Source organism: Nioella nitratireducens, assembly GCF_001879715.1.
Classification (GTDB): domain Bacteria; phylum Pseudomonadota; class Alphaproteobacteria; order Rhodobacterales; family Rhodobacteraceae; genus Nioella; species Nioella nitratireducens.
Map to the genome: position 1 here is coordinate 232,385 of NZ_MNBW01000002.1, position 12,303 is coordinate 244,687.

Consider the following 12,303-nt stretch of genomic DNA (forward strand, 5'->3'; position numbering starts at 1 on the left):
CCACGGTCGGGGCAGGCGCGCCCCTAGGGCAGCAGCGACTCCACCGCATCGCGCAGGTCAAGCCCGTGGTCAAACCCGCCCGTGCGCAGAAAGCGCAAGGTTTCAGCCACGACCACCGGGTTGTTCATCATGTAGGTGTGCGTCGCCCGCAGGGCGATGAAATCGCGCATCCCCTCGACCATCGTGGTTTCAAGCGACACCTTGCCATCATCCGGCCCCTCGATCATGGCCGAGGTGATCGGGTTGGCCGAACCATAGCCCGCGATCACGCCAAGGTCGAAATCGACCGGCGGCAATTGCGCGGGCACGCCCTCTGCCCCGGTGACCAACTCCTGTCCGGCGGGGCCGTTCCACCACTGGAACGCCGCCAGATCGCCCAACTGGTCCACCAGCTCCGAGCCTTGGTTGGGCGGCGCCAGCATCACCACCCGGCCCAAGCGATCCAGCTCATGTCCGGCCAGCCATTGCCGCAACAGGATTCCTCCCATGGAATGGGTGACAAAATGCACCGTGCCCTCGTCGCATTGCGACAGGGCAGCGCCGATTGCGGCCGGGGCAAGGTCTTCGATCGGGGCGGTCGTCGAGGGGTAATCCTGATTGATCACTTGGAACCCTTCGCGTTCCAGCACCTCTTCCATCACCCAAAGCGAAGTCGCGCTGCGCGCCAGACCATGCAACAGGATCACGCAATCGGCGCGGGCGGGCAAAGGGGCCAGCGCAAGGGCGGCCAAAAGGGCAAAAGCGGTTTTCATAACCCTCACATAGGGACGGTCGCGGGTAATCCAATCCTGACCTTGCATCCCCTTGGCATCGCGGGCAACGTCGCGCCATGCAACGTCCCCGTCTTGCCGTCCGCGGCCTCCTGCTGATCGACAATCGCCTGCTACTGGTCAACGCTTGGCCCGACCACCGGGGCGGGCTTTGGTGCGCGCCCGGCGGTGGCGTCGAACGCGGGGCCTCGCTGCCCGACAATCTCAAGCGCGAGTTTCACGAGGAAACCGGCATGACCGTCGCCGTGGGCGACCCCTGTCTGGTCAACGAATTCCATGACCCCGACAGCGGCTTTCATCAGGTCGATCTCTATTTCCGGTGCACCCTCGTCGCGGGCACGCTCGACGACACGTGGCGCGATCCGGCCGGCGTGGTCAGTTACCGGCGCCTCTTCGCACGCGCGGACATGGCGGGGCTCAAGGTCAAACCCGACAGCCTCGCAGATGCCGCTTGGGGCGAGGGGATTCTCTACGACCCGCTCGAACCCATCCTGCGCTGAGGCGCGAGCAGCCCAAAGGCAATGCCCCCCAGCACGATCGCCGCTGCCAGCACCAGCCGCGGCGTGGCGGTTTCGCCCAACAGCAGCACGCCCCCCACAAGGGCAATCACCGGCACCGATAGTTGCACCAGCCCGGCCACGGCAGTCTCCAGCCGCGGCAACAGGCTATACCACAGCGCATAGCCCAGACCCGAGGTCACAGCGCCCGAGACACAGGCCAGACCGATCCCGCGGGCGGTCATCGGCATCGCCCCCATCTGCGTCGGCAGCACCATCGGCAGGATCAGGCAGACCGGTGCGGCCAGTAGGAAATTCGCCGCAGTCGCCGCCAGCGGATCGCCCGCCTTGCGCCCGACCAGCGAATAAAGCCCCCAACCGATCCCGGCCAGCGCCATCACCGCCGCGCCAAACGGCGGCACGCTCAGCGCACCGGCGGGCGAGACCAGCCAGCCAAGCCCCACCAGCGCCACGCCCGACCCGATCCAACGGGCAGGCGCCACCGTGTCGCGCGCGATCACGGCCCCGGCGAACATGGTGATCTGCACCATCCCGAACAGGATCAGCGCCCCCAACCCGGCATCCAGCCGGATATAGGCGATGGAAAATCCCATCAGATACAGCACCAGCGACAGCGCCCCCACGATCCGCCCCGGCGCTAGGATCGGCAGGCCCCGGCGCTGGACAAGGCTCAGCACGACCAGCACCGCCGCGCCCGAGGCGACGCGGACGATGGCAAAGCCCGTCGCGTCAATGTCGCCGCCCGCCAGCGCCATCCGGTTCAGCAGGGAATTGGCGGCAAAGGCCAGCATGGTCAGGGCAGTCAGGGCGACAAGGCGCATGGCGTCTCCTTTCGAGAACCCGGCCACAACAGCGCAGCCGCGCCCGGAAGGCAAGCCGCCCGAGACACACGTCCTCTAAAGAAATCGTGTTGCCATCGGCCCAGCCAGATGGCTGATCTGCCCGCCCGCGATGGTCGCCGCGACCCGCCGCGTGGCCTCTTCCACGATCACCAGATCGGCCCGCGCCCCGGTATCCAGATGGCCCCGGTCGGTCCATCCCATGACCGCTGCGGGACGCGACGACACCAGCGCCCACGCCTCGGCAAAGGGCAGGATCCCGCGATCGGCCAGCGCAAAGGCCGCCTGCCGCAGGGTCGGGTAGTGATAGTCCGAGACCAGCGCATCGCAATGGCCCGCCGCGATCACGTCACACGCCGATACCTTCTTGTCATGCGACCCGCCCCGCACAACATTGGGCGCACCCATCAGCACCGGGTCGCCCCCGGCATGGGCTGCCGCCGCCGCTGTCAGCGTTTCGGGAAATTCCGCGATCCGCGCCCCAAGCGCGCGGAACCGGGCGCGATCTTCGCCTGTCTGATCGTCATGGCTGCCAAGGCGCACGCCGTCCGACTGCAAGGTTGCGGCCAATTCTGCCAACCGCTCGGGCACCTCGCCGCACCGCGCGTGCAACTCTCGCAGCAATTGCCAATGCGACTCGGGCGAGCGTCCGCTTTTCAGCGCCTGCCCGGTCAGGCGCGGCGGGCGTTTACCCGCGGCCAGATGCTTGTGCGGCAGATGATCGTTGAAGACGACATAGCCGATCCCGGCCCGTCGGATCAGGTCCAGCGCTTGCGGGTAGCGGTCGATCAGGTTGATCTCCAACCGCAGTTGAATCCGCATGTCGGTGATCGTCGGCACCTCGGACAGCGCACGCGCGACGGCCTCGGCGAACTCCGGGCCGCGCATCCCGCCTTCCCAGCTGAAAAACTGCGCCAACACGGCGGTGGTAATGCCATTGGCAGCCAAGTCCGTATCCAGCGCCTCCAGCCCCGGTCCGATATCGCTCTGCGCGCCCCGGCGCGGGGCGACGTGACGTTCAAACCCGTCGCCGTGCAGGTCAATCAGGCCCGGCAGGATCATATAGCCCGTCAGGTCGATCGCGCGCCCCGCCACCTGCCCCGCCACCCGGCCTTCCGCCAGGGGCAAAGGTGCCGCGCAAAAGCCGTCAGGGCGCAGAACACGGGCATTGGCAAGGGTGAGGGGCGGCAGCGTCATGGCCGCTCTGTGCCCAATCCCGGCCCGAAAGAAAAGGGCCTTGGCTCAGTAGGCCACCTGCCGCCGGTGCCGCCATGTGCGCAACGCCGCGCCAAACCCGGCAAAGCCAAGCGCCAACACGAAAAGCCAGCCAAGGAACGGGATCAGCCCGACCAAGGCCGCCACCAGCGCCCCGATCAGCGCCACTCCGCCACGGGCCGCCAGCGTTGCCGGGTCCGATTGCCCAAGGCTGCGCCACAGCACGGCCCCAAGCGCGAAAGTCGAAAAGACATAGCCCAGCGCCATGGCGATCCCCGCCAACAGCACCGCCGCTGGCAACAGCACAATGCCAATCAGCGTGATGCAGGCCACGACCCCGGCCCCGACCAGTGTCGAGATACCCAGAAACCCCGACCACAGGCTTTGGCCCGGATGCTCGGCACAGCGCGCGCGCCACTCCGACACTCGGTCGGGCATCAGCGCGGCAAGGCCCAAGGCCAGTGCCGCGACGATGATCACCTTCAACAAGAACCCGGCGATCTGCGCGCCCAGGCTTCGCTCGGTCGTCATGCCCCACTCGGCCCCGTCATGGGCGGCGAAATCACGCGACTCGCGGATCACGACCCGTCCCTCGGGCGCGACGAAGCCCGGCACCGAGATGCTGTCGGGATCATCGCTATAGATCGTCAACTGGCCCGTGACCCGCGCCTCTTGGCCGAATTCCAGCGTGCTGGCCGAAATGGCGACATCACCTTCGACCCCCGCATTCAGGCTGACGGTGTCGCCCGCCAACAGGGCCGCGCCCGAAACAGGCCCCTCCAGCCGCACATCCCAGCCGCTGGCCCGCAGGTTGCCGCCGATGGGCGCGCTCAGGGTCAACTCTGCCCCCGTCGCGGTCACGGCTCCGCCGACCGGGGCCACCAGTCGCAGGGAATAGCCCGCCGCATAAAGGTTGCCCTGCACCGGCGCCGATACCGTCAGCCGCCGACCCGCCATATGGGCCGAGCCCGCGACCGAGGCGGCCACGGCCACCCGTTCGCCCGCGATGAACAGATCGCCCTCGGTCTCTTGATCCGCCGCCACATCGGACCCGGCGATGAACCGGTCGCCACCGAACAGCGTCCGGGCCTCGTCCTCGTCCGATCCCTGCGCCGCCAGCGGGGTCGCCCCGGCCAGGGCCATCATGAAACCGGTCAGGAAACCGCGAAAGATACGCATGGATGTCGCCCCAAATACATGTCTGAACTCTGCCCCCAATATGGGGCCTCATCGTTGCGGCGCAATGACGGGCCACATCAGGGTGCCGCAAAAGAAAAGGGCCCGCGCAAGGCGAGCCCTTTCCAGACGTCCTGTGGACCGGCAGATTACATCATGCCGCCCATGCCGCCCATGTCAGGCATGCCGCCACCGGCGCCAGCGCCTTCCTTCTGCGGAATGTCGGCCACCATGGCTTCGGTGGTGATCAGCAGCGAGGCAACCGAGGCCGCATCTTCCAGAGCGGTGCGAACCACTTTGGCCGGGTCGATCACGCCGAACTTGAACATGTCGCCATATTCTTCGGTCTGCGCGTTGAAGCCAAAGGCCAGGTCGCTCGATTCGCGGATCTTGCCCGCGACAACAGCGCCGTCGACGCCGGCGTTTTCTGCGATCTGGCGCAGCGGGGCTTCCAGAGCGCGGCGTACTATAGCGATACCGGCGTTCTGGTCGGAGTTTGCGCCTTCCAGCCCTTCGAGACCTTTGGCCCCCTGGACCAGAGCAACGCCGCCACCGACAACGATGCCTTCCTGAACGGCCGCGCGGGTCGCGTTCAGCGCGTCATCAACGCGGTCCTTGCGCTCTTTCACTTCCACTTCGGTCATGCCACCGACGCGGATCACGGCAACACCGCCTGCCAGCTTGGCAACACGCTCTTGCAGCTTCTCTTTGTCGTAGTCCGAGCTGGTTTCCTCGATCTGGCCACGGATCTGCGCCACGCGGGCTTCGATCTCGGCCTTCTCGCCAGCGCCGTCGACGATGGTGGTTTCGTCCTTGGTGATCTGAACCTTCTTGGCCGAGCCCAGCATGTCCATGGTCACGGACTCGAGCTTCATGCCCAGGTCTTCCGAGATCACCTGACCGCCGGTCAGGATCGCGATGTCCTGAAGCATGGCCTTGCGGCGGTCGCCGAAGCCCGGTGCCTTGACAGCCGCGATTTTCAGGCCACCGCGCAACTTGTTGACCACGAGGGTCGCCAGCGCTTCGCCTTCCACGTCCTCGGCAATGATCAGCAGCGGTTTTTGCGACTGGATGACCTGCTCAAGCAGCGGCACCATCGGCTGCAACGACGAGAGCTTCTTCTCGTGCAGCAGGATCAGGCAGTCGTCCAGCTCTGCGATCATCTTGTCGGGGTTGGTCACGAAGTAGGGCGACAGGTAGCCACGGTCGAACTGCATGCCTTCGACAACTTCGGTCTCGGTCTCAAGGCCCTTGTTCTCTTCGACGGTGATAACGCCGTCATTGCCGACCTTCTGCATCGCGTCGGCGATCTGGCGGCCGATCTCGGCTTCGCCGTTGGCCGAGATGGTGCCGACCTGTGCGACTTCAGCCGAGTCGTTGACCGGGCGAGCCGAGGCTTTGATCGATTCGATCACGTTGGTCACGGCCAGGTCGATGCCGCGCTTGAGGTCCATCGGGTTCAGGCCAGCAGCAACCTGCTTCATGCCTTCCTTGACGATGGCTTGTGCCAGAACGGTCGCGGTGGTGGTGCCGTCGCCGGCCTCATCGTTGGTGCGGGAAGCGACTTCCTTCACCATCTGCGCGCCCATGTTCTCGAACTTGTCTTCCAGTTCGATTTCCTTCGCCACGGTCACACCGTCTTTGGTGATGCGCGGGGCACCGAAGGATTTGTCGATCACGACGTTGCGGCCCTTGGGGCCGAGGGTCACCTTCACCGCGTCGGCGAGGATGTTGACACCCTTCAGCATACGGTTGCGGGCATCGGTGTTGAACTTGACGTCCTTAGCAGCCATTGAGCTTGCTCCTATCCAGTGTTCTTAATCGTGAGGTGGCGCGCGATCTCAGGCGATAATGCCGAGAATGTCGCTTTCCTTCATGATCAGCAGTTCTTTGCCGTCGACGGTCACTTCTGTGCCGGACCACTTGCCGAACAGCACCTTGTCGCCAGCTTTGACGTCAATGGCGATACGGTTGCCAGAGTCGTCCTTGGCGCCTGCGCCAACGGAGACAACCATGCCCTCGGCCGGCTTTTCTTTCGCGCTGTCGGGGATGATCAACCCGCCTGCGGTTTTCTCGTCGCTTTCGACGCGCTCGACGAGCACACGGTCATGCAGCGGTGTGAATGCCATCTTGCGAACACTCCTTCGGTTCGTTTGTTTCTCCCACGTTAGCACTCGCTGGTAGTGAGTGATAACGAGCTGTAGATAAGGAGGCGTCCAAACCCTGTCAACAACTGCCCCGAAAGAAATTTACACGCCCCGCGCGCCGCGACTCGCTGCCCCGTGACAAGCGCCGATCCCCCCGCTAAAAGGGCCGCGATTTCCCGTCTCCGATGAATGGATGCCCGACATGACCACGCTTGTATTCGGCCACAAATCCCCCGACACCGACTCCACCGGCTCACCCCTCATCTGGGCATGGTATCTGAACGAGGTGAAAGGCACCCCGGCCGAGGCCGCCCTGCTGGGCGAGCCCAACACCGAAGCCGCCTACATGTTGGAAAAATGGGATCTGCCCAAGCCCCGCATCATCGACGGGGTCGAGGCCGGCGCGCCGGTGGTCATCGTCGACACCAACAACCCTGCCGAACTGCCGGACGCGATCAACGACGCCGACATTCAGGCCATCATCGACCATCACAAACTGGTCGGCGGGCTGGAAACCAAGGGCCCGATCGACATCACCATCCGCCCCGTCGCCTGCACCGCCACCATCATGTATGACCTGATCGGCGACGACGTGGCCGGAATGCCCACCGCCATCAAGGGCGCGGCGCTCTCCTGCATCATCTCCGACACGCTGGAATTCCGCTCGCCGACCACCACGCCGCGCGACCGGGAAGTGGTCGAGGCGCTGGCCGCCGACCTGGGTGTGAACGTCAGCGACTATGCCGCCGAAATGTTCGCTGCCAAATCCGACGTATCCTCCTTCTCGGATGCCGAGCTGCTGCGCATGGACTCCAAGGCCTACGAGGTCGGCGGCACCAAGTTCCGCGTCTCGGTTCTGGAAACCACCTCGCCCGCGACCGTGCTGTCGCGCAAGGACAGCCTTGTCGCCACCATGCCGAAAGTGGCCGAGGAAGACGGCGTCGATCAGGTGCTGCTCTTCGTCGTCGACATCCTGAACGAGGAATCGACCCTGCTGGTGCCCAACGCGCTGGTGAAATCCGTGGCCGAGAAAAGCTTTTCGACCGTGGTCGGTGACGCCGACTCGGTGGTCCTGCCCGGCGTCGTATCGCGCAAGAAACAGATCATCCCGAACCTCGCCGTCTAGAGCATGTCGCGCAAAAGTGGGACCCGGTTTTGCGCTCTTCGGACATGCGACGTCAACAGGTTAGAGCCGGGGGCGTGATTGCGAAAGACCGCAACGCGCTCCCGGACGCAACAGGGATCGGACAGTCTGAAGGGCGGCCTCTCGGGGCCGCCCTGTTTGCTTTGGCCCTATTGGCGGACCCGACACCGGACCAAGGACTGTGCTTTCCAAACAACATTCCTTGATCTTCATCAACGCAGCCCCCTGCGCCCCCTCGTAATGTGCCGATGCGTTAACCATCTTTAGGATGCGTTAACCATCGTTAAGATGGCCACTCAGCGGGCTGCCACCCGCGACAAATAGGGGGATATTTCTATGCAGTGGAAACTCACCACCAGCCTGATCGCCATTGCCGCCTCGGCCACCATGGCCCACGCGGACGGCATGGCCCAACCCAGCCCCGATCCCGTCGTTGTGGCACCGGCTCCGGCACCGGTGACTGACTGGAGCGGTTTGTACGGCGGTCTGACCGTCGGCTACGCCATGGGCTCTGCGTCCCACAGTTTCAGCAACGCCGCACCGACGGACGATTCCGACCCCACCGGTTTGCTGTTGGGCGGCTTCCTCGGCTATGCGGTGCAGTCGGGCAATGTCGTCTGGGGTGGCGAGGTCGATATGGACTTCTCCGATTACTCCGGCAGCTTCGTCAACAACACCGGCGCCACTTCGCAGGGCGTGATTGACGGCAACTGGCAAGGGTCCGTGCGCGCCGTCGTCGGCTATGCCGGCGACCTCGGCTCTCGCCCTGCTCTCTACTATGCCACGGCCGGTTGGGCCGTGGGCGAGTTCGATTTCCTCGGCGGCCCCTCTGTCCCGGTGCCACCGGGCGGCGGCTATTCCGAGCAGATGAACGGCTGGACCGCCGGTGTCGGCGTCGATGTCCGGTTGTCCGACAGCACCACCATGCGTGTCGAATACCGCTACACCGATTTCGGCACCGCCAGCGGCACCCTCGCGCCCACCTTCCCCGCTGTCACCATGCCGGTTGACGTGACTCAGCACGCCCTTCGCGTCGGCGTTCGGATGCAGTTCTGATCGGACCGGTGGCAACGCAAACCTGCCACCGCCTCCCGTCGTCGCGCCCTCCACGGGTCGCCCGGCGTGGCACAACGTAACGCGTCGTGGGGCGGCCTATCGGGCCGCCCCCGCTGTTTCCTGCCGATACCCCAACGCCGATGCAAAATATTTAACCGAAAGATCAAATCGGTGTCACACTCCCCGGTTATTCACCCCGAATAACAGCTCCGGAGACCGCACCCATGTCCCTCATTCTCGACCGCCGCGCCTTCCTCGCCGGCACCGCCAGTTTCATCGCGCTGCACCCGTTTTCGGCCAACGCCCAGGCCGGTCAGGCGCATCTGCGCATCATGGAAACCACCGACCTGCATGTGCATGTCTTTCCCTATGATTACTACAGCGACCGCCCGGTCGACACGGTCGGCCTTGCCCGCACCGCATCGCTGATCGACGGCATCCGCGCGGAATCGACCAACTCGATGCTGCTGGACAACGGCGACTTCCTGCAAGGCAACCCGATGGGCGACTACATCGCCTATGAACGCGGCATGGCCGAAGGCGACGCGCACCCCGTCATCACCGCCATGAACACACTTGGCTATGCCGCATCGACCCTCGGCAATCACGAATTCAACTACGGCCTCACCTTCCTGCTCAACTCGATCGCGGGGTCGAATTTCCCCGTGGTCTGCGCCAATGTCGTCACGGAAATGGGCGCCTCCCCGCGCGAAGATCAAACCCTGCTGCGCCCCTACGTGATCCTCGACCACGAGGTAACGGACGGCGCCGGTCAGACCCACCCGATCCGCATCGGCCTCATTGGCTTCGTGCCGCCCCAGATCATGAACTGGGACCGCCAACACCTCGATGGCAACGTCATGGCGCGTGACATCGTCTCGACCGCACAGGCCTATGTGCCGCAGATGAAGGAAGAGGGCGCCGACCTGATCATCGCGCTCAGCCACTCCGGCATCGGCGCCGCCGATCATATCGACGGGCAGGAAAACGCCTCGATCCCGCTCGCCGCCGTCGAAGGCATCGACGCGATCCTGACCGGCCACCATCACCGCGTCTTCCCCGGCCCCGACTATGCCGACACCCCCGGCGTCGATGCCGCCGCCGGCACCATCATGGGCAAGCCCGCCACCATGGGCGGCTTCTGGGGCAGCCATATGGGCCTGATCGACCTGATGCTGGAACGCGATGGCAATGAATGGCGCATCGCCGCCCATTCGACCGAGGCGCGCCCGATCTACCGCCGCGAAGAAGACCGCTCCATCACCCCGCTGGTGGACAGCGTCCCGGCGGTCGAGGCCTCGGTCCAGACCGAGCATGACGCGACACTGGCCTATGTCCGCCGCGCCGTGGGACAGACCGCCGCGCCGCTGCACAGCTATTTCGCGCTGGTGGCCGACGACCCTTCGGTGCAGATCGTTTCCAACGCCCAGACTTGGTATATCGAGCAGATGATGGCGGGCACCGAATATGAGAGTCTGCCGATCCTCTCTGCCGCCGCGCCGTTCAAGGCCGGGGGCCGGGGTGGCCCGGAATACTACACCGAGGTGCCGGTAGGCCCCGTCGCCATCAAGAACGTGGCCGACCTCTACCTCTACCCCAACACCGTGCGCGCCGTTCTGGTGAATGGTGCGCAACTGCAAGGCTGGCTCGAACGCTCGGCGGGCATGTTCAATCAGGTCGCGCCCGGTGAACAGGATCAGGTTCTGCTCAACCCCGATTTCCCGTCCTACAATTTCGACGTGATCGACGGCGTGACCTACCAGATCGACCTTTCCCAGCCCTCGCGCTTCTCGTCTTCGGGGGAGTTGATGAACCCCGAGGCAAGCCGCATCGTGAACCTCAGCTATCAGGGCCAGCCGGTGACGCCCGAAATGCAATTCGTGATCGCCACCAACAACTATCGCGCGGGCGGCGGCGGCAGCTTCCCCGGCGCCATGGGCGATACGGTGATCTTCGAAGGCCCCGACACCAACCGCGACGTGATCGTGCGCTATATCGTCGAACAAGGCACCATCGACCCGCAGGCCGATGCCAACTGGACCTTCGCCCCCCTGCCCGGCACCACGGTGCTGTTCGACACCGGCCCCGGCGCCGCAGCCTATGCTGACAGTGTCGAGGGCGTGGCGATCGAACCGGCGGGCGACGGCCCCGACGGCTTCGCCCGGTTCCGCATCACGCTGTGACCCGGACAAGGGGGAGGCGCCGCAGCGCCTCCCCATCCCGCGCGCGCCCGTCCTTCTTCTTGGCAAAAATACTCCCGCCGGAGGCATCCCACCCTCTCGGTCGGCGCCTCAGCCCGACCCGGCGCCGGACCATTCCCACCTGTGCGACCGCCCCTCCTCGGGCCAGGGCAAAGCCGTCTTTCATATGTACGGGGGGTGTACAGGGGGTGTACGGGGGGTGCACGCCCGGCGACAGGCCATTTCGGCCCGGACGCGGCCCGCCTCTTCCCATCTCTCGCCCGCTCCCGTAAGGCATCGGCACAGCAAAGGAGCCGCCCCAAATGACCCAGATCATCCGCGCATTGTCCGAGATTTCCGACCGCTACGACGTGCTTTATTGCGACCTCTGGGGCTGCCTGCATGACGGCTATTCGCCCTTTGCCGATGCGGTCGAGGCGCTGCGGGAATTCAAGGCCAAGGGCGGCATGGTCCTGCTCCTGACGAACTCCCCCCGCCCCCGCGCAAGTGTCGAGAAACAATTGGAAAAAATCGGCGTGCCGCGTGATTGCTGGGACAGTATCGCCAGTTCCGGCGACAGCGCCCGCGCCGCCATGCTGCGCGGGATGGTGGGCCACAAGGTCTGGTTCATCGGCCAGCCCCATGACCAAAGCTTCTTCGCCCCCATGGACGTGATCGAAGAGCAGGTCGAGATCACGCAAGTGCCGTTGGAAGACGCCGAAGGCATCGTCTGCACCGGCCCCGAAGACCCCACCGCTGACCCCTCCGAGATGCGCGGCAAGTTCTTGTATGCAAAGCAGAAAAACCTCAAGCTCCTCTGCGCGAACCCCGACATCGTCGTCGATCGCGGCGACACCCGTGAATGGTGCGCGGGCGCGCTGGCGCAGCTCTATACCGAGATGGGCGGCGAGAGCCTCTATTTCGGCAAACCGCACGCCCCGATCTACGAGCTGGCCCGAATGCGACTGGCCCAGATCGGGGTCGATTGCCCGCCCGAACGCATCCTCGCCGTGGGCGACGGCCTCAAGACCGATATCCTCGGCGCGCAGGGCGAAGCCATCGACTCGCTCTTCATCACCGGCGGCCTGTCCCGCGCTGAAACCGGCACCACCGATCAGCCGGACCCGGAAAAACTGGCCCAAACCCTCGCCGACGCGCAAATTGAGGCCACTTATTCCATTGGCTTCCTGCGATAGCCAAAGCAACATAATTGCTATTAACGGGGTAATTTTCGGAACTATCTTACTTCTGCATTGCA

The 12,303-nt window shown here is 64.9% G+C and carries 11 protein-coding genes; 5 read left to right on the plus strand and 6 right to left on the minus strand.

The window, feature by feature from the left end:
* Nucleotides 1–23: 23 nt before the first annotated feature.
* Nucleotides 24–752, minus strand: a complete 729-nt coding sequence (locus BKY27_RS02640) for an esterase/lipase family protein (RefSeq protein WP_071672876.1) — start codon at nt 750–752, stop codon at nt 24–26.
* A gap of 77 nt (nt 753–829) precedes the next feature.
* Between BKY27_RS02640 and BKY27_RS02645 the strand changes: the two genes are divergently transcribed.
* Nucleotides 830–1,270, plus strand: coding sequence for an NUDIX domain-containing protein (locus tag BKY27_RS02645; RefSeq protein WP_071672877.1), 441 nt, complete (start codon nt 830–832; stop codon nt 1,268–1,270).
* On the opposite strand, the gene BKY27_RS02650 is transcribed toward BKY27_RS02645, so the two are convergent.
* From BKY27_RS02650 to BKY27_RS02670, 5 genes are all read right to left on the minus strand, one after another.
* The gene (locus BKY27_RS02650; protein WP_071672878.1) at nt 1,240–2,109 is read right to left on the minus strand and encodes a DMT family transporter; all 870 of its coding nucleotides are present in this window, start codon (nt 2,107–2,109) and stop codon (nt 1,240–1,242) included. The genes BKY27_RS02645 and BKY27_RS02650 overlap by 31 nt on opposite strands.
* A gap of 75 nt (nt 2,110–2,184) precedes the next feature.
* Nucleotides 2,185–3,324, minus strand: coding sequence for an alpha-D-ribose 1-methylphosphonate 5-triphosphate diphosphatase (locus BKY27_RS02655; RefSeq protein ID WP_071672879.1), 1,140 nt, complete (start codon nt 3,322–3,324; stop codon nt 2,185–2,187).
* 45 nt (nt 3,325–3,369) lie between these two features.
* Nucleotides 3,370–4,521 carry a hypothetical protein gene (locus BKY27_RS02660; RefSeq protein ID WP_084667824.1) on the minus strand — a complete coding sequence of 384 codons (1,152 nt, stop codon included), beginning with the start codon at nt 4,519–4,521 and terminating at the stop codon, nt 3,370–3,372.
* 146 nt (nt 4,522–4,667) lie between these two features.
* A complete protein-coding gene (gene groL, locus BKY27_RS02665; RefSeq protein ID WP_071672880.1) occupies nt 4,668–6,311 on the minus strand; it encodes a chaperonin GroEL in 1,644 nt (547 codons plus the stop codon).
* A 48-nt stretch (nt 6,312–6,359) separates the two neighbouring features.
* Nucleotides 6,360–6,647, minus strand: coding sequence for a co-chaperone GroES (locus BKY27_RS02670; protein ID WP_071672881.1), 288 nt, complete (start codon nt 6,645–6,647; stop codon nt 6,360–6,362).
* Nucleotides 6,648–6,867: 220 nt separating this feature from the next.
* Between BKY27_RS02670 and BKY27_RS02675 the strand changes: the two genes are divergently transcribed.
* From BKY27_RS02675 to BKY27_RS02690, 4 genes are all read left to right on the plus strand, one after another.
* A complete protein-coding gene (locus BKY27_RS02675) occupies nt 6,868–7,791 on the plus strand; it encodes a manganese-dependent inorganic pyrophosphatase (RefSeq protein ID WP_071672949.1) in 924 nt (307 codons plus the stop codon).
* Nucleotides 7,792–8,145: 354 nt separating this feature from the next.
* Complete coding sequence (locus tag BKY27_RS02680) at nt 8,146–8,865, plus strand: outer membrane protein (protein ID WP_071672882.1); 720 nt, start codon at nt 8,146–8,148, stop codon at nt 8,863–8,865.
* Nucleotides 8,866–9,089: 224 nt separating this feature from the next.
* Nucleotides 9,090–11,048 carry a bifunctional 2',3'-cyclic-nucleotide 2'-phosphodiesterase/3'-nucleotidase gene (locus BKY27_RS02685; RefSeq protein WP_071672883.1) on the plus strand — a complete coding sequence of 653 codons (1,959 nt, stop codon included), beginning with the start codon at nt 9,090–9,092 and terminating at the stop codon, nt 11,046–11,048.
* 320 nt (nt 11,049–11,368) lie between these two features.
* A complete protein-coding gene (locus tag BKY27_RS02690) occupies nt 11,369–12,241 on the plus strand; it encodes a TIGR01459 family HAD-type hydrolase (protein ID WP_071672884.1) in 873 nt (290 codons plus the stop codon).
* Nucleotides 12,242–12,303 lie beyond the last annotated feature (62 nt).